Origin of the sequence: Pseudomonas sp. A6, from assembly GCF_052367875.1 — a bacterium.
Lineage (GTDB): Bacteria > Pseudomonadota > Gammaproteobacteria > Pseudomonadales > Pseudomonadaceae > Pseudomonas > Pseudomonas citronellolis.
Genome location: NZ_CP198970.1, coordinates 2,174,919 through 2,191,491 on the forward strand (window position 1 = coordinate 2,174,919; position 16,573 = coordinate 2,191,491).

The following is a 16,573-nucleotide window of genomic DNA, read 5'->3' on the forward strand; positions in this document are numbered from 1 at the left end:
AAAACGATGCACCTGACCGCGGCGGACCTCACGGCGATCCGGCTCACCCTCGAGCTGGCCACCGTCAGCACCCTGATCCTGTTGCTGCTGGGCACCCCCATCGCCTGGTGGCTGGCGTGCACCCGTTCGTGGCTCAAGGGCCCGCTGGGTGCGCTGGTGGCCCTGCCACTGGTGCTGCCGCCGACGGTCATCGGCTTCTACCTGCTGGTCACGCTGGGCCCCAACGGCCCGGTGGGCCAGCTCACCGACGCCCTCGGCTGGCAGCGCCTGCCGTTCAGCTTCGCCGGGCTGGTGGTGGGCTCGGTGATCTACTCGCTGCCCTTCGTGGTGCAGCCGCTGCAGAACGCCTTCGAGGCCATCGGCACGCGCCCGCTGGAGGCCGCGGCGACCTTGCGCGCCGGGCCCCTGGACACCTTCTTCAGCGTGGTCCTGCCGCTGGCGCGGCCGGGCTTCGTCACCGCCGCCATCCTCGGCTTCGCCCATACCGTGGGCGAGTTCGGCGTGGTGCTGATGATCGGCGGCAACATCCCCGGCCAGACCCGCGTGGTCTCGGTGCAGATCTTCGACCACGTCGAGGCCATGGAGTACGCCCAGGCGCACTGGCTGGCCGGCGGCATGGTGGTGTTCTCCTTCTTCGTGCTGCTGGCGCTGTACTCCACGCGCCGCAGCCACTCGGCCTGGAACTGAGATGCCGGCAGACATCCAAGCGCGCTTCCTGCTCGAATACCGCAGCTTCACCCTGGACGTCGACCTGCGCCTGCCGGGCCGCGGAGTGACCGCGCTGTTCGGCCACTCCGGCTCCGGCAAGACCACCGTGCTGCGCTGCGTGGCCGGCCTGGAAAGGCCGCGCGAGGCGCGCCTGGTGGTCAATGGCGAAACCTGGCAGGACAGCGCCCAGGGCCTGTTCCTGGCGCCGCACAAGCGCGCCATCGGCTATGTGTTCCAGGATGCCAACCTGTTCGAGCACCTGTCGGTGAAGCGCAACCTGCGCTATGGCATGAAGCGCGTGCCGGCGCGCGAGCACCGCGTAGCCATGGACCAGGCCTGCGAGCTGCTGGGCATCGGCCACCTGCTCGAACGCATGCCGCGCCACCTGTCCGGCGGCGAGCGCCAGCGGGTGGGCATCGCCCGCGCGCTGCTGACCAGCCCGCGCCTGCTGCTGATGGACGAGCCGCTGGCGGCCCTGGACCTCAAGCGCAAGGCGGAAATCCTGCCCTACCTGGAACGCCTGCACGACGAGCTGGACATCCCCATCCTCTACGTCAGCCACTCGCCGGACGAAGTGGCGCGCCTGGCCGACCACCTGGTGCTGCTGGAAGCCGGCCGCGCGCTGGCCAGCGGCGCGGTGGGCGAGACCCTGGCGCGCACCGACCTGCCCACCTCGCTGCTGGAAGACGCCGGCGTGGTGATCGACGGCCAGGTACTGGGCCACGACGCCGAATACGGCCTGCTCGACCTCGGCCTGCCCAACTGCGGCGAACGCATCCGCCTGGCCCATGGCCCGCTGCCGGTGGGCAAGGCGCTGCGCATCAAGGTGCAGGCCCGCGACGTCAGCCTGACTCTGCAGCGCCCGCAGCAGAGCAGCATCCTCAACCTGCTGCCGGCCACGGTGACCGAGCTGGCTCCCACGGATACGCCGGCGCATCTGCTGGTGCGGCTGGATGTGGGGGGGAATCCGTTGTTGGCGCGGATTACCCGGTATTCCTGCGAGCAACTGGGGTTGCGGGTGGGGCAGGGGGTGTGGGCGCAGGTGAAATCGGTGGCGGTGTTGGCCTGAGGGCCGGATGGCTTTATGGCTTTATGGCTTTATGGCTTTATGGCTTTTCGTAGGAGCGAGCTTGCTCGCGAACAAATACGGTGCCATGCGGTTCGCGAGCAAGCTCGCTCCTACGAAGAGCATCCTGGCGCGGCCCGGTGGCTTTTGGGCTTTGGGGTGGCTCCGCTCCCTCTCCCTGAAGGGAGAGGGGGCTTGTCCGTGCCGAGAGAGGGAATGGTTTCAGCTGGAAATCATTGGAGTTGCCGGCTGACTCCAGAACATCCAACCCTGCCGAACAGTCCCCTCTCCCTTCAGGGAGAGGGTTAGGGAGAGGGGCTCTTGGCTCTTGGCTCTTGACTCCAACAGCCCCCACTCCAGACCTAGAACAACGGCAACGTATAGCTCACGATCAACCGGTTCTCATCCTGATCCCGCTGCGTCGCCGTGCCCGAGCCGCTGACCGGCAGGCCGCTGCGCATGGTGGCGTTCTTCCAGGCCAGGCCCAGGCCCTTGAAGGTGCCCTCGGGGACCACGTAGCCCACCGCGATGTCGCGTTCCCATTCGCCCTGGTCGCCGCGGCCGGTCCTGATGTCGTCGGCGTTGAGGTAGAGCACGCTGAAGGTCAGGCCCGGCACGCCGAGCTTGGCGAAGTCGTAGGCGTAGCGGCCGATCCAGGTGCGCTCGCCGGCGTGGTTGAACTTCAGCAGCTGGGCGTCGGTGTGCAGGTAGGTGCTGGTGCCTTCGCCGTCGCCGCGGTTCAGGTAGGGGAAGTCGCTGTCGCCGGTGAGCACCTGGTAGCCGGCGCCGATGCTGTGGCCGGCGAGGCTGTAGGTGAGCAGGCCGCTGTAGACGTTGTTGTCCACCTCGCCCTTGGTCACGCCGCTGCCGTAGTAGCCGCTGCTGACGTAGCCGTCGGCGCGGCCGGAGGTGCTGCCGTTCTTGCCGTCGGAATCGCTGATGAACACCCGCAGGTCGGTCTTCAGGGTGCCCGGGCCGACCGCCCAGTTGTGCGTCAGCCCGAGGAAGTGCTGCTGGTAGAAGTCGGTCAGCTGGCCGTAGTAGTACTGCAGCGTCAGGTCCTTGGTGGCCTTGTAGTCGCCGCCGGCGAAGTAGAACTTGTTGCTGTCGCGGGAGCTGGCGCTGCTGCCGTTGGCGCCGGCGATGGACATGCTGCGCCAGTCGGTGGAGTTGCGGCCCTTGGTGTGGGTCAGCTGGCCGCCGATCAGCGTCAGGTCCTTGAACTCGTTGGAGGTGACCTGGCCGCCCTCGTAGGTCATCGGCAGCAGGCGCGCGTCGTTGTAGACCACCACCGGCAGCTTGGGCTGCAGGGTGCCGTAGCGGAATTCGGTCTTCGACACCTTGGCCTTGGCGGTCAGGCCCAGGCTGCTGAATTCGTCCACCGCGCTGCCGTCGCTCTCCAGCGGGAAGATGGTGCCGGGCTGGCGGTCGATGCCGCTCTTGCCGGACCGGCCGCCGCCGTCCAGGCGCAGGCCGAGCAGGCCCAGGGCGTCGACGCCGAAGCCGACGGTGCCCTCGGTGAAGCCGGAGGCATAGTTGAGCATGAAGCCCTGGCCCCATTCTTCCTGCTTGCTGGGCGAGGCGGGGCCGTTGCGGTTGTCGGTGTTGATGTAGAAGTTGCGCAGGCCGAGGCTGGCCTTGCTGTCTTCGATGAATCCGCCGGCGCTGGCCTGCTGGGCGAGGACGCCCGCGGCGATCGCCAGGGCGAGGGTGGATCGCTTCATTGTCATGCTCCTTGGTCCGTTCTTTTTCTATGTATGTGGCCGGGGTGGCGCCGTCCGCGCCGGCCAAGGTAGCCGCGGCTGATGTCCATCGCTATATGTTTTTGTATATAGCGATAGGCGCAAGACGCGATTGCCGTGACGATGACGCGGTCAGGCAAAGGCTAGGGTCGGTCGCTGGACGCGGTGCATGAGGCCAAATTCTGACTTTCCAGTCAATGGCCGCGATGCCGCACCTTGGCGGCGGAGCGCTAGGCGACCGCCACCAGGCTCAGCAGGCGTCCGTCGAACAGCGCGTACTGCGCCTCCAGCTCGCGGCCGTGGTGCCATTCCGCGGACAGGTCGCAGAGCAGGCGCAGGCGCGCGCGGCCTTCGGCGTCCCAGGCCAGCAGTTCGGCATCCTCGAAGTAGAAGCGCCGGCCCACCAGAGGGTAGAGGGCCTTGAACAGGCTTTCCTTGAGCGAGAAGGTCAGGGTCACGCCCAGGCCGACCTGCTCCGGCGCCAGGCGTTCGCGCTCGGCGGGGGTGAGGATTTCCTCCAGCAGGCGGCTGGCGCGGGCGTCGTCCAGCAGCGTCTCGACGTCCAGGCCGAGGCTGCGCCAGGCGTCGCGGCGGGCCACCACGGCGGCGGCCCAGTCGTCGCCATGGGTGATGGAGCCGACCAGCCCGCCCGGCCAGATCGGCGCGCGGTCCGGCGCCAGGCCCGGCGTCTGCGGCAGGCCGGTCAGGCGCTGGATGCCGGCGCGGGCGCACAGGCGCCCGGCGAGGAATTCGGCGCGGCGCTTGGCCACCGCGCGGCCGATGTTCGGCGGCAGGTCCACGCCGTGGCGGCCGAAGGCCTGGGCGTCGAGCTTCTGCGGCTGGAAGCGGCAGCTGTGGAGCAGGGCGCCGGGCAGCGCCTGGGGCAGCGGCCAGTGCGCCTGGGGCGGGGTGAGGAAGTCGTCGGTGTCGGGCATGGCGGGGATTCTGCCCGGCCGCCGGACGCGGTGCCAGTGGATTCGTGTGGCGAGTGACCGCCCAGTCGCGTCCGGGCGGTCACGCGGCGTTTACATTCGCTTGCAAAGGCTTACCGAAGCGCTACGGATCGGCGGCCGGGGAATTTGCCACACTGCGCCTCGCGTTCCTTTGCCGGAACGCAGGTGAGGTTGTTGTCGGAGCCGCGCGCTCCGGCCTTTTCACAGATCGTGGCGGGAGCCCCTTTTCGGGCTCCCGTTTTTTTTGCCCGGCCAAACGCCAACACCCCCGTAGGATGGGTTGAGCGAAGCGATACCCATCGCCCTTCAGTCGGCCTTCTGCTGGAAGATGTCCTTGAGGAAGGCCTGCAGGTCGGCCCAGGACTTCTGGTCGGCGGTCTTGTCGTAGCCCACGTCCAGGCCGTGGCCCTTGTGCTTGTCGGCGTCGGGGTTGGTGAAGCTGTGCTTGGCGTTGGGCTGGACGACGAACCTGTAGTCCACTTTGGCGGCGTCCATCTCCTGCTTGAAGGCGGCCACGCTGTCGGCCGGCACCAGGGTGTCGGCGCCGCCGTGCTCGACCAGCACCTTGGCGCTGACCGCGCCCGGCTGCGCCGGGGTGGCGGTGGCCAGCACCCCGTGGAAGCTGGCCACGCCCAGCAGCGGCAGGCCCTGGCGGGCCATGTCCAGCACCACCTTGCCGCCGAAGCAGTAGCCGATGGCGGCGATCTTCGCCGGGTCGGTCTGCGGCTGTTTCTTCAGCAGGTCCAGGCCGGCCTGGAAGCGCGCCTTGGCGGCGTCGGCATTCTTCAATGCTTCCTGCATGAAGGCCTGGGCCTGCTCGGGGTGCTCGGTGGCCTTGCCCTCGCCGTACATGTCGATGGACAGCGCCGCGTAGCCCAGCGCGGCGAGGTCGCGGGCGCGGCGCTTGGCGTAGTCGTTCAGGCCCCACCATTCGTGGACCACGATGATCCCCGGGCGGATGCCGGCCTGGGCGTCGTCGTAGGCGAAGTAGCCGACCAGCTTGGTGCCGTCGGTGGCCTGGTAGGGGATTTCCTGGGTCTTGACCTCCGCCTGGGCGGCGAAGCCCAGGCCGAGCAGCAGCAGGGTGGCGAGCAGGCGCATGGGCGTTTTCTCCAGAGGGTGGACTGAAAAAGATAGCCGGTTGTGCGGCGGCGGTCGGATTTCCCCCGCGCAACCGCTCAAGCCCGCGGCATGGCGTGAAAGCCGCGGCGCCATCGGCTACCCTTGCCGGGCCAGTCAGCCGTGCGGGACCCACAACGGATGTTCGACCTCAGTACCTGGAACCTCACCCTTCCCGAAGGCCGCCCGGCCAGGACCATTTCCACCCCGGCGCTGCAGCGCGACTACCAGAGCCCGTATTTCCACCGCAGCGCCGACGGCGTGGAGTTCTGGGTGCCGGTGAACGGCAGCCACACGCGCAACAGCGAGTTCCCGCGCACCGAACTGCGCGAGACGCGCAGCGACGGCTCGCCCTACACCTGGCGCTATCCCAACGTCGACAGCCTGCTGCGCGCCACCCTGCACGTGGACGCGGTGCCCTCCATGCGGCGCATGGTGATCGGCCAGATCCACAGCGATGGCGCCGGCAGCGGCGATGCCGCGCCGCTGCTGAAGCTGGTCTACCAGCTGCGCCTGGACCAGGGCCGGGTGCTGGCGCAGATCCGCGAGCGCCCGGGCGACGCCACCGCCATCACCTACACGGTGCTGGACGGCATCCCCCTGGGGCGCAGCTTCGACTACCGCATCGGCGTGTCGCGCTCGGGCGTGCTGAGCATCGAGGTCAACGACCAGCGCCTGGTCCGCCAACTCGACCCGCAGTGGGCGCGCCAGGGCCTGTACTTCAAGGCGGGGCTGTACCTGCAGGATAATCGCGGCCCCGCCAGCGAAGGCGGGCGGGCGACCTTCAGCGCCCTGTCGATCATGCACCGTTGAGGAACTGCCCCATGCTGCCTTCCCGAATCCTCCCGGCCCTGCTGCTCGCCGCCGGCCTGTCCCAGGCCCCGGGCGCCGTGGCCGACGAGTTCTCCGCCTGCCTCGCGCGCCTGCAGCCGCAGGCCGCCGCCAAGGGCGTGAGCGCCGCGGCCTACCAGCGCTACACCGGCGGCCTTGCGGCCGACCTCAGCGTGCTCGACCTGCTCAACGCCCAGCCGGAATTCGTCACCCCGCTGTGGGACTACCTGGCCGGGCTGGTGGACGAACAGCGCGTCGCCGACGGCAAGGCCATGCTGGCGCAGCATGCCGAGCTGTTCGAGCGCGTCGCCCGCCAGTACCGGGTGGACAAGTACACGGTGGCGGCAGTGTGGGGCGTGGAGAGCGACTTCGGCCGCATCACCGGCAAGCGTCCGCTGCTGGTCTCGCTGGGCACGCTGTCGTGCTACGGGCGGCGCCAGGCGTTCTTCCAGGGCGAGTTCTTCGCCACCCTCAAGCTGCTGCAGCAGGGCGACCTGCGCGATCCGGCCATCACCGGTTCCTGGGCCGGCGCCTTCGGCCAGACGCAGTTCATGCCCAGCACCTACGCGCGCATCGCCGAGGACTTCGATGGCGACGGCCACCGCGACCTGGTGGGCAGCGTGCCCGATGCCCTGGCCTCCACCGCCAACTACCTGCGCAAGGCCGGCTGGGTGCCGGGCGCGGCCTGGGGCTACGAGGTGAAGCTGCCGGCGAACTTCGCCGAGTCCCAGGCCGGGCGCACCAAGCGGCGTACAGTGGCGGACTGGCAGGCCCTGGGCGTGAAGCGCATCGACGGCGGGCCGCTGCCGGCCGGCGACGCCCGCGCCGCCATCCTGCTGCCCACCGGCAAGGCCGGCCCGGCCTTCCTGGTGCTGCGCAACTACGACGCGATCTATTCGTACAACGCGGCGGAAAGCTACGCGCTGGCCATCGCCCTGCTGTCCGACCGCCTGCGCGGCGAGCCGGGCCTGCGCACCCCCTGGCCGACCGACGACCCCGGCCTGAGCCGCGCCCAGCGCAAGGAGTTGCAGCGACTGCTGCTGGCCCGCGGCCACGCCATCGGCGAGCCGGACGGGCTGATCGGCGACAACACCCGCCGCGCCATCCAGGCCGAGCAGCAGCGCCTGGGCCTGCAGCCGGCGGATGGCCGTGCCGGGCAGAAGATCCTCAAGGCCCTGCAAGCCGCGCACTGAAGCGCTGTCGTAGGAACAACGGTCTATTTGGGTTCCCGCGTTCGCGGGAATGACGGGGGGAGAGTGGTGTTTTCCGACGTCATTCCCGCGAACGCGGGAACCCAGAAAACAGCCCCGTAGGATGGGTTGAGCGAAGCGATACCCATCACCACGGCAGCATGGGTTTCGCTTCGCTCAACCCATCCTACGAAGAGCGCTTCGGCACAGCCGGCAAGACGGGATCGAGGCACCGCGGGCCTTCCGTTCAGGCCAGGTTCAGCGGCGCGTCAGGCTGCGTTCAGTGGCCGCCCCTTAACCTGCACTCCGTCAACCACTTACCCACATCCTTGACGGAGAAACACCATGAACCTGCTGCAGAAGCTCACCCTCGCCACCGCCATCCTCGGCGCCTCCGCAGGTATCGCCCAGGCCTCGGAAAACTTCGCCGGCCTGACCTGGGGCGAAACCAGCAACAACATCCAGAAGTCCGACGCGCTGAACCGCAACCTCAACGATCCCAAGCTCGACAGCGTGATCAACAACAGCAGCACCTGGGGCGTGCGCGCCGGCCAGCAGAATGAGCAGGGCCGCTACTACGCCACCTACGAGAACACCTCCGACACCTACCGCGGCCTGAAGCTGCGCCAGCAGAACCTGCTCGGCAGCTACGACGCCTTCCTGCCGCTCAACGACCAGGGCACCAAGCTGTTCGGCGGCGGCACCCTGGGCCTGACCAAGCTGGAACAGGACTCCCGCGGCTACAGCCGTGACAGCGACATCGGCTACGCCATCGGCGCCCAGGCCGGTATCCTCCAGGACATCGGCCGGAACGCCTCGCTGGAAGGCGGCTATCGTTACCTGCGTACCAATGCCAGCACGGAGATGAGCCCGCACGGCGGCGACAAGGTCGGCTCGCTGGACCTGCACAGCAGCGCGCAGCTCTACCTGGGCGCCAACTACCGGTTCTGACTGGCAGGGGGCCGGGCTCGCGGCCCGGCCCCGCATAAGGAGGAAGTCCCATGAAACTACTGGTGGTGGAGGACGAGGCGCTGTTGCGTCATCACCTGTACACCCGCCTCGGCGAACAGGGCCACGTGGTCGACGCCGTGGGCAACGCCGAAGAGGCCCTGTACCGGGCCCACGAATACCATCACGACCTGGCGATCATCGACCTCGGCCTGCCGGGCATGAGCGGCCTGGACCTGATCCGCGAGTTCCGCAGCCAGGGCAAGGCCTTCCCGATCCTCATCCTCACCGCCCGCGGCAACTGGCAGGACAAGGTCGAAGGCCTCGCCGCCGGCGCCGACGACTACGTGGTCAAGCCGTTCCAGTTCGAGGAGCTGGAAGCGCGCCTGAACGCCCTGCTGCGCCGCTCCAGCGGCTTCGTCCAGGCCACCATCGAGGCCGGCCCGCTGCTGCTCGACCTGAACCGCAAGCAGGCCACGGTGGCCGGCGAGACCCTGGGCCTGACCGCCTTCGAGTACCGCATCCTCGAATACCTCATGCGCCACCACCAGCAGGTGGTGAGCAAGGAGCGGCTGATCGAGCAGCTCTACCCGGACGACGACGAGCGCGACCCCAACGTCATCGAGGTGCTGGTCGGCCGCCTGCGGCGCAAGCTGGAGTCGCACGAGGGCTTCCGCCCGATCGACACCGTGCGCGGCCAGGGCTACCTGTTCACCGAGCGTTGCCGTTGATGCGCTCGTTGCGCCTGCGCCTGATGCTGGGGGCCGCGGCCCTGGCGATCCTGTTCATGCTGGCCCTGCTGCCGGCGCTGCAGCGGGCGTTCAGCATCGCCCTGGTGAACGCCATCCAGCAGCGCCTGGCCTCGGACGTCGCCACCCTGGTGTCGTCCGCGCGCATCGACGGCGACCGCCTGAACATGCCCGAGCACCTGGCGGTGGAGGACTTCAACCTGCCGGAGTCCAAGCTGCTGGGCTACATCTACGACCGCGAGGGGCGGATGGTCTGGCGCTCCACCTCGACCCAGGACGAGAGCGTGCAGTACGTGCCGCTCTACGACGGCGAGCCCGACGTGTTCACCCGCGCCCGCGACGACCACGGCAACGAATTCTTCGTCTACGACGTGGAGATCGACCTGGTGGGCGGCAAGCAGGCCGCCTACAGCATCGTCACCATGCAGCCGGTGAGCGCCTTTCGCGAGCTGGTGCACGGCTTCCGCGAGCAGTTGTACATCTGGCTCGGCGGCGCGCTGCTGCTGTTGCTCGGGCTGCTCTGGCTCGGCCTGGGCTGGGGCTTCCGCTCCATGCGCGGCATACGCGAGGAGCTGGACCAGATCGAGGCTGGCGAGCGCGAACGCCTGAGCGGCGAACACCCCAGCGAGATGCTGCGCCTGACCGACTCGCTGAACCGCCTGCTGGACGGCGAGCGCAGCCAGCGCGAGCGCTACCGCAACTCCCTGGCGGACCTCGCGCACAGCCTGAAGACGCCGCTGGCAGTGCTGCAGGGGGTGAGCGAAAACCTCGCCGACGAGCCGCGCAACCGCGAGCAGGTGCAGGTGCTGCAGAGCCAGATCGAGCGCATGAGCCAGCAGATCGGCTACCAGCTGCAGCGCGCCAGCCTGCGCAAGAGCGGCCTGGTGCGCCACCGCGTGCAGCTCGGCCCGCTGCTGGACACCCTGGCCGGCGCGCTGGACAAGGTCTACCGCGACAAGCGGGTGATCCTCGAACGCGACTTTCCCGGCCACCTGAGCCTGCCGCTGGAACAGGGCGCGCTGCTGGAGCTGCTCGGCAACCTGCTGGAGAACGCCTACCGCCTGTGCCTGGCCCGGGTGCGCATCAGCGCCCGCCAGCAGGACGGCGGCTACGAACTGCGGGTGGAAGACGACGGCCCGGGCATCCCCCCGGACCAGCGCCAGCGCATCCTCCAGCGCGGCGAGCGGCTGGACACCCAGCACCCGGGGCAGGGCATAGGTACGGCGGTGGTGATGGACATCCTCGACAGCTACGGCGGCAGCCTGGCGCTGGATGACTCCGAGCTGGGCGGCGCCTGTTTCCGCATCCGTTTGCCGGGGTAGGTGCGTCGGAGCGCTCCTACGAGAAGCCGTGCCTGCCCGTACCGTAGGAGCGGATCTTATCCGCGAACCGCGCCTGGACCTCCGGCTATCGCGGACAAGGTCCGCTCCGGGGGAGGAATACCGTGTTTCCCGGCAACCTGTAGGAGCGGGCCCTGCCCGCGAAATCGCGCGCAGGGCGCGCTCCTACATGGGAATGGTGTGGGTGGGGCGGCGTAGGAGCGGATCTCATCCGCGAATCGCGCCTGGACCTCCGGCTATCGCGGACAAGGTCCGCTCCTACGGGGGAGGAATACCGTGTTTCCCGGCAACCTGTAGGAGCGGGCCCTGCCCGCGAAATCGCGCGCAGGGCGCGCTCCTACAGGGGAATGGTGTGGGTGGGGCAGCGTAGGAGCGGATCTCATCCGCGAATCGCGCCGGGATGTCCGGCTATCGCGGACAAGGTCCGCTCCTACGGGGGAGGAATACCGTGTTTCCCGGCAACCTGTAGGAGCGGGCCCTGCCCGCGATTTCGCGCGCAGGGCGCGCTCCTACATGGGAATGGCGTAGGTGGGGCCGCGTAGGAGCGGATCTCATCCGCGAACCGCGCCTGGACCTCCGGCTATCGCGGACAAGGTCCGCTCCTACGGGGGAGGAATACCGTGTTTCCCGGCAACCTGTAGGAGCGGGCCCTGCCCGCGAAATCGCGCGCAGGGCGCGCTCCTACATGGGAATGGCGTAGGTGGGGCAGCATAGGAGCGGATCTTATCCGCGAACCGCGCCTGGACGGCCGGCTATCGCGGACAAGGTCCGCTCCTACGGGGGTAGGAAAAACGCTGTCGTAGGATGGCGTTGAGCGCAGCGATACCCATCGCCCGCAAAGCCCGTCACTCCCCCTGCTGCGCCCGGTACGCCCCCGGCGTCAGCCCGGTCCACTTCTTGAACGCGCGGTGGAACGCCGAGGGCTCGGAGAAGCCGAGCTGGTCGGCGATGTCCTGGATCGACAATTCGTCGCGGCCCAGGTGGTAGATGGCCAGGTCGCGGCGCAGCTGGTCCTTGAGTTCCTGGAAGTTCGGGCCTTCCTCGCGCAGGTGGCGGCGCAGCGTCTGCGGGCTCATGTGCAGCTGCTGCGCCACGCTTTCCAGGTCCGGCCAGCGCCGGCAGTCGCGGCCGAGCAGGCGGCGGATCTGGCTGGTCAGGCTGTCGCCGCCGTCCGGGCGGGCCAGCAGGTCGGCCGGGGAGTCCTTGAGGAAGTGCTTGAGGCTGCGCTCGTCCTGCAGCAGCGGCATGTCCAGGTATCGCGCGTGGAAGCTCAGCCCGGTGCTGTCGGCGGCGAAGCGCCGCGGGCAGGGGAACAGCAGGTCGTACTCGGCGGCGTGGGCCGGCTCGGGGTAGGCGAAGCGGGCCTCTTCCAGGCGGATGCGCTGGCCGATCAGCCAACTGCCCAGGCGGTGCCAGATCACCAGCAGGCTCTCGGTGAGGAAGTGTTCCGGGTCCTGCAGCGCGCTGTGGTCGATGACCAGTTCGGCGCGCTCGCCGTCGCGGCGCAGCTCGATGCGCGGCGCGGCGGGGAACAGGTCGTAGAAGAGCGCGCCGCGGCCCAGGGCCTTCTCCAGGGTGCGGCACTGGATGATGGCGTGGCACATCATGGCGAAGGTGCCGCGCTTGCTGCGCACCTCGCCGAAGCCCATGTACTCGTCGTCGAGGTCTTCCCAGACCAGTTGGATCAGCCGGCCGAACTGCTCGGGCGAGACCCGCGCCCGCGGCTCTTCGAGCAAGGCCGGCTGGATGCCGGCGGCGCGCAGCAGGGGCAGGGGGTCGTGGCCCTGCTGGCGGGCGCCGCGCAGGGCGGCGCGGACGAAATGGCTGGCGATGGTGCGTTCACGCATGGGTTTTCCTTGTTCTGCTGCGTGTGTGCCGGGCGCCGGTTCGCGGCGGCCGTGGGGCAAATCTAAGGCACCCGGGGCCCTGGCGGATACCCGCCAAGTGGCGGGAAACCCGCCGCGGGCTTGGCGGGTTTCCGCCATCGATCAGCCCGCATGTTGCTTTAGTGATTTATTAAGCTGTTGAAATTAAAGTGAAAATTAAAGGATGGCGATTTGGCACAGGGCTTGCCAATAGGGTTCAAGGCCTGCCGACGGGCAGGACGAAAACAAATTCTCCCACTGAAGGGAGATAACGCTTCGGGCAACGCGCCGCCGCCAGGAAGGCGGGCCGCCAGCTCAAGAGGACCCTGCCGCAATGACCAAGCAACCCTTCTACAAGAGCCTGTACGTGCAGGTGCTGATCGCCATCGCCATCGGCATCGCCCTGGGCCACTACTATCCGCAGACCGCCGTGCTGATGAAGCCCCTGGGCGACGGCTTCGTCAAACTGATCAAGATGGCCATCGCGCCGATCATCTTCTGCACCGTGGTCACCGGCATCGCCGGCATGCAGAGCATGAAGGCTGTAGGCAAGACCGGCGGCATGGCCCTGCTGTATTTCGAGATCGTCTCGACCATCGCGCTGATCATCGGCCTGGTGGTGGTCAACGTGGTCCAGCCCGGCGCCGGCATGCACGTCGACCCGGCCAGCCTGGACACCAGCAAGATCGCCGCCTACGCGGCCGCCGGCGCGAAGCAGAGCACCGTCGACTTCCTGATGAACATCATCCCCAACACCGTGGTCGGCGCCTTCGCCAACGGTGACATCCTGCAGGTGCTGTTCTTCTCCGTGCTGTTCGGCTACGCCCTGCACCGCCTGGGCAGCTACGGCCAGCCGATCTTCCAGTTCATCGAGCGCTTCACCCAGGTGATGTTCAACATCATCAACGTGATCATGAAGGTCGCTCCCATCGGTGCCTTCGGCGCCATGGCCTTCACCATCGGCGCCTACGGCGTGGGCTCGCTGGTGCAGCTGGGCCAGCTGATGGCCTGCTTCTACATCACCTGCCTGCTGTTCGTGCTCATCGTCCTGGGCGGCATCGCCCGCGCCCACGGCTTCAACATCCTGAAGTTCATCAAGTACATCCGCGAGGAGCTGCTGATCGTCCTCGGCACCTCGTCCTCGGAATCGGCGCTGCCGCGCATGATCGCCAAGATGGAGAAGCTGGGCTGCGACAAGAGCGTGGTCGGCCTGGTGATCCCCACCGGCTACTCGTTCAACCTCGACGGCACCTCGATCTACCTGACCATGGCCGCGGTATTCATCGCCCAGGCCACCGACACCCCGATGGACATCACCCACCAGCTGACCCTGCTGCTGGTGCTGCTGATCGCCTCCAAGGGCGCGGCGGGCGTCACCGGTTCGGGCTTCATCGTCCTGGCCGCCACCCTGTCCGCCGTGGGCCACCTGCCGGTCGCCGGCCTGGCGCTGATCCTCGGCATCGACCGCTTCATGTCCGAGGCCCGCGCGCTGACCAACCTGGTGGGCAACGGCGTGGCTACCGTGGTGGTCGCCAAGTGGTGCAAGCAGCTGGACTCCGCGCAACTGGAGCGCGAACTGGCCGCCGGCCCGTCGGCGCTGGAAGCCAAGGAGGCCCAGGCCGCCTGATACCTCCCGGTTCTCCGGTTGGGCGTGGCGACGTGAAGCGCCGCGCCTCCTTCAAGCCCGCCCCCGCAGCGGGCTTTTTTATGGGCGGTCCGGCGCGAACGGCGAGCCCAATCGCGGACGAAGTCCGCTCCTACAGTTCCAGGAAGCACGGCTTTTCGTAGGATGGCGTTGAGCGAAGCGATACCCATCACCATGGCCGATGGGTATCGCAGGCTCAACCCATCCTACGAAAAGCCCCCCGGTGCGCTGGGCACGACCGCTGCTCCTACGAAGGCAGCCAGCGGCACAAGCTCAAAGAATGATCTTGTCCTTGAGCTTCTCCACCGCCTGCTGCAGCGCCTGGATCACCCGGTCCTTGTCGAAGTTCTGCACGTTGTTGGTGTCCAGGTACATGGAGAACCCCGGCAACTCGTGCTCGATGAAGCTGGGGTTGGCGCCCAGGTCGCGGCGGAAGTCCACCGCCTGGTAGATCTGCACCGGCTTGCTGAAGCCCTTGACGCTGATCTGGCCCTTGTCGCGGCACATGATCACGTCCTTCACCAGCGAGTAGCTCTCATGGCTGAGGAGGATCTCGCCGGCCTCGGCGGCGCTTTCCAGGCGGCTGGCGAGGTTCACCTCGCGGCCGATGATGGTGTAGTCCATGCGCGTGTCGGCGCCGAAGTTGCCCACCGTGCAGTAGCCGGTGTTGATGCCCATGCGCACCTCCAGCGGCTTGGTGATGCCCTGGGCGCGCCACTGCTGGCGCATCACTTTCATGTGCTTGCGCATGGCCACGGCCATGGACACCGCGGCCACGGCGTCCTTCTTCGCGCCCTGGGTGGCGGGGTCGCCGAAGAACACCATCACGCAGTCGCCGACGAACTTGTCGATGGTGCCGCCGTACTTGAGGGCGATCTTCGACATTTCGTTGAGGTAGTTGTTGAGCATGTCGGTCAGGGTTTCGGCCTCCAGCTCCTCGGACAGCTCGGTGAAGCCCTTGATGTCGGAGAAGAACACCGTGAGCTTCTTGCGCTGGGTCTCCAGGCGCACGCTGCGCCTGCCGCTGAAGATGGATTCCCAGACCTGCGGCGACAGGTACTTGGCCAGGTTGTGCGCCAGCCTCGCGGCCTTTTCCTGCTCGCGGGCGATCTCGCCGCGCACCTGGGCCAGGCGCAGGCCCTGCTGGTGGGTGAAGTAGGCGGTGACGCAGATGTAGAAGGCGCAGAACAGCACGCTGACCAGGTTCACCAGCAGCGGCGCGTTGCCCTTGAAGCCCGGGCCGGCCAGCGCGCCGGTGAGCACCGCGGCGCTCAGCGCCATCAGCAGGGCCAGGCCGAGGGTGCGCAGGCCGCCGACGACCAGCGAGGAGAAGGCCAGGATCAGCACCAGCATCAGCGCCGGCACCACCGAGAAGCCCAGCAGGGCGGCGCCGGCGCCGGTGTGCAGGGCGTCCAGGGCCTGCAGGACCAGGCGTGTCTGCTGCGGGTGGCTGTGCTTGTAGCGGCGGCTCAGGTTCTGCGCCAGGTGCGGGTAGAGCAGGGCGTAGGGGACCATCCAGAGCGCGTCGTAGCCGAAGTACTGGCTGAAGGTGCCGGCGCTGACGGTGGCGGCCACGGCGAGGTAGGCCAGGACGCGCGAATGGTACTCGCGCAGAGGGGCGGCGCCAGGTCGGGACGGCGTTTCGGAACGGTTGGGCTTCATGCGCTCGGATTATCCCTGATCGGTGATGGCGCATTCTGACGTGCGCCTTCCACAAGTACGACCTGGGGATCTTAACCAAGCGCCCATCCGCCGGCCAGTGACGATTCATCGCCCCGGCCGGCGGCCGGTTTCAGTCGGCGTCCCGCGCCATGTAGATGGACTGCCGCGGCTTGGCGAAGACGCGCCGCAGCATCGGCTCGAAGAACTCCAGCGGCAGCGTCTCGCCCTCGGGGTCGAAGGCCGCGGCGTCGTAGCGCGCGCAGAACTCGATGGTCTGCTCGAACTGCGGGTGGTCCTTGAACTGCTCGCGCAGGTGGCGGTCCAGGCCCAGGTGGTGGAAGAAGTAGTAGCCCTGGAAGATCGCGTGCTTCTCGATCATCCAGAGGTTCTCCGGGCTGACGAAGGGCTTGAGGATGGCGGCGGCGATGTCGGCGTGGTTGTAGGAACCGAGGGTGTCGCCGATGTCGTGGAGCAGGGCGCAGACCACGTATTCCTCGTCGCGGCCGTCGCGGTGGGCCAGGGTGGCGGTCTGCAGCGAGTGGCTCAGGCGGTCCACCGGGAAGCCGCCGAAGTCGCCGTCGAGCAGGCGCAGGTGGGTGAGGATGCGGTCGGGCAACTGGGTGGCGTAGGCGGCGAAATCCTGGGCGATGATCGACCAGTCCTCGACGCTGCCGTCTTCCATGTGGGTGAACTTGGCGCGGGCATTCATCGGGCTGTCCTCTTGTGATTGTCGTTTGGACGGCCTTCAGTCTAGG

14 protein-coding genes are annotated in these 16,573 nt (G+C 68.1%); 8 read left to right on the plus strand and 6 right to left on the minus strand.

From position 1 onward, the window contains the following. The first annotated feature begins 6 nt into the window (after positions 1–6). Together modB and modC are read left to right on the plus strand one after the other, a co-directional pair. Entirely contained in the window at positions 7–687 is a 681-nt protein-coding gene (modB, locus tag ACTWJ5_RS09890) for a molybdate ABC transporter permease subunit (RefSeq protein WP_444438366.1), read from the plus strand. A 1-nt stretch (position 688) separates the two neighbouring features. Then, complete coding sequence (gene modC, locus ACTWJ5_RS09895) at positions 689–1,777, plus strand: molybdenum ABC transporter ATP-binding protein (protein WP_116424764.1); 1,089 nt, start codon at positions 689–691, stop codon at positions 1,775–1,777. A 359-nt stretch (positions 1,778–2,136) separates the two neighbouring features. Here modC and ACTWJ5_RS09900 read toward each other — a convergent pair whose 3' ends face one another. The 3 genes from ACTWJ5_RS09900 to ACTWJ5_RS09910 all read right to left on the minus strand — a co-directional run bounded on the left by ACTWJ5_RS09900 (position 2,137) and on the right by ACTWJ5_RS09910 (position 5,570). Next, on the minus strand, positions 2,137–3,504 hold the full coding sequence (locus ACTWJ5_RS09900; protein ID WP_444438368.1) for an OprD family porin: 1,368 nt from the start codon (positions 3,502–3,504) through the stop codon (positions 2,137–2,139). 242 nt (positions 3,505–3,746) lie between these two features. Then, positions 3,747–4,451, minus strand: coding sequence for a 4'-phosphopantetheinyl transferase family protein (locus ACTWJ5_RS09905; RefSeq protein WP_074980369.1), 705 nt, complete (start codon positions 4,449–4,451; stop codon positions 3,747–3,749). 324 nt (positions 4,452–4,775) lie between these two features. Continuing rightward, positions 4,776–5,570 carry a dienelactone hydrolase family protein gene (locus ACTWJ5_RS09910; protein ID WP_074980370.1) on the minus strand — a complete coding sequence of 265 codons (795 nt, stop codon included), beginning with the start codon at positions 5,568–5,570 and terminating at the stop codon, positions 4,776–4,778. Positions 5,571–5,729: 159 nt separating this feature from the next. On the opposite strand from ACTWJ5_RS09910, the gene ACTWJ5_RS09915 reads away from it, so the two are divergent. The 5 genes from ACTWJ5_RS09915 (at position 5,730) to ACTWJ5_RS09935 (ending at position 10,628) form a co-directional block, all read left to right on the plus strand. Continuing rightward, complete coding sequence (locus ACTWJ5_RS09915) at positions 5,730–6,401, plus strand: polysaccharide lyase family 7 protein (protein WP_074980371.1); 672 nt, start codon at positions 5,730–5,732, stop codon at positions 6,399–6,401. Positions 6,402–6,412: 11 nt separating this feature from the next. Next, positions 6,413–7,612 (plus strand): lytic murein transglycosylase, encoded by a 1,200-nt coding sequence (locus ACTWJ5_RS09920; RefSeq protein WP_116425991.1) that lies wholly within the window; start codon positions 6,413–6,415, stop codon positions 7,610–7,612. Between the two features lie 342 nt (positions 7,613–7,954). After that, the gene (locus tag ACTWJ5_RS09925; RefSeq protein WP_116425993.1) at positions 7,955–8,560 is read left to right on the plus strand and encodes an outer membrane beta-barrel protein; all 606 of its coding nucleotides are present in this window, start codon (positions 7,955–7,957) and stop codon (positions 8,558–8,560) included. A 50-nt stretch (positions 8,561–8,610) separates the two neighbouring features. Next, on the plus strand, positions 8,611–9,288 hold the full coding sequence (locus ACTWJ5_RS09930; protein ID WP_009621787.1) for a response regulator: 678 nt from the start codon (positions 8,611–8,613) through the stop codon (positions 9,286–9,288). Then, the gene (locus tag ACTWJ5_RS09935) at positions 9,285–10,628 is read left to right on the plus strand and encodes an ATP-binding protein (RefSeq protein ID WP_444438372.1); all 1,344 of its coding nucleotides are present in this window, start codon (positions 9,285–9,287) and stop codon (positions 10,626–10,628) included. Before ACTWJ5_RS09930 ends, ACTWJ5_RS09935 begins: the two co-directional genes overlap by 4 nt. Positions 10,629–11,491: 863 nt before the next feature. On the opposite strand, the gene ACTWJ5_RS09940 is transcribed toward ACTWJ5_RS09935, so the two are convergent. Beyond that, on the minus strand, positions 11,492–12,493 hold the full coding sequence (locus tag ACTWJ5_RS09940; RefSeq protein WP_074980374.1) for an AraC family transcriptional regulator: 1,002 nt from the start codon (positions 12,491–12,493) through the stop codon (positions 11,492–11,494). Between the two features lie 352 nt (positions 12,494–12,845). Between ACTWJ5_RS09940 and ACTWJ5_RS09945 the strand changes: the two genes are divergently transcribed. Continuing rightward, positions 12,846–14,138, plus strand: a complete 1,293-nt coding sequence (locus tag ACTWJ5_RS09945) for a dicarboxylate/amino acid:cation symporter (RefSeq protein ID WP_009616960.1) — start codon at positions 12,846–12,848, stop codon at positions 14,136–14,138. 291 nt (positions 14,139–14,429) lie between these two features. On the opposite strand, the gene ACTWJ5_RS09950 is transcribed toward ACTWJ5_RS09945, so the two are convergent. Together ACTWJ5_RS09950 and ACTWJ5_RS09955 are read right to left on the minus strand one after the other, a co-directional pair. Continuing rightward, positions 14,430–15,818, minus strand: coding sequence for an adenylate/guanylate cyclase domain-containing protein (locus tag ACTWJ5_RS09950; protein WP_074980375.1), 1,389 nt, complete (start codon positions 15,816–15,818; stop codon positions 14,430–14,432). 130 nt (positions 15,819–15,948) lie between these two features. After that, entirely contained in the window at positions 15,949–16,527 is a 579-nt protein-coding gene (locus ACTWJ5_RS09955) for an HD domain-containing protein (RefSeq protein ID WP_444438375.1), read from the minus strand. Between the last annotated feature and the right edge of the window lie 46 nt (positions 16,528–16,573).

Bases quoted from the DNA above. Each gene is read 5' to 3' on its own strand.
- modB (WP_444438366.1), top strand. From the start codon at position 7: ATGCACCTGACCGCGGCGGACCTCACGGCGATCCGGCTCACCCTCGAG.
- modC (WP_116424764.1), top strand. From the start codon at position 689: ATGCCGGCAGACATCCAAGCGCGCTTCCTGCTCGAATACCGCAGCTTC.
- ACTWJ5_RS09900 (WP_444438368.1), bottom strand. From the start codon at position 3,504: ATGACAATGAAGCGATCCACCCTCGCCCTGGCGATCGCCGCGGGCGTC.
- ACTWJ5_RS09905 (WP_074980369.1), bottom strand. From the start codon at position 4,451: ATGCCCGACACCGACGACTTCCTCACCCCGCCCCAGGCGCACTGGCCG.
- ACTWJ5_RS09910 (WP_074980370.1), bottom strand. From the start codon at position 5,570: ATGCGCCTGCTCGCCACCCTGCTGCTGCTCGGCCTGGGCTTCGCCGCC.
- ACTWJ5_RS09915 (WP_074980371.1), top strand. From the start codon at position 5,730: ATGTTCGACCTCAGTACCTGGAACCTCACCCTTCCCGAAGGCCGCCCG.
- ACTWJ5_RS09920 (WP_116425991.1), top strand. From the start codon at position 6,413: ATGCTGCCTTCCCGAATCCTCCCGGCCCTGCTGCTCGCCGCCGGCCTG.
- ACTWJ5_RS09925 (WP_116425993.1), top strand. From the start codon at position 7,955: ATGAACCTGCTGCAGAAGCTCACCCTCGCCACCGCCATCCTCGGCGCC.
- ACTWJ5_RS09930 (WP_009621787.1), top strand. From the start codon at position 8,611: ATGAAACTACTGGTGGTGGAGGACGAGGCGCTGTTGCGTCATCACCTG.
- ACTWJ5_RS09940 (WP_074980374.1), bottom strand. From the start codon at position 12,493: ATGCGTGAACGCACCATCGCCAGCCATTTCGTCCGCGCCGCCCTGCGC.
- ACTWJ5_RS09945 (WP_009616960.1), top strand. From the start codon at position 12,846: ATGACCAAGCAACCCTTCTACAAGAGCCTGTACGTGCAGGTGCTGATC.
- ACTWJ5_RS09950 (WP_074980375.1), bottom strand. From the start codon at position 15,818: ATGAAGCCCAACCGTTCCGAAACGCCGTCCCGACCTGGCGCCGCCCCT.
- ACTWJ5_RS09955 (WP_444438375.1), bottom strand. From the start codon at position 16,527: ATGAATGCCCGCGCCAAGTTCACCCACATGGAAGACGGCAGCGTCGAG.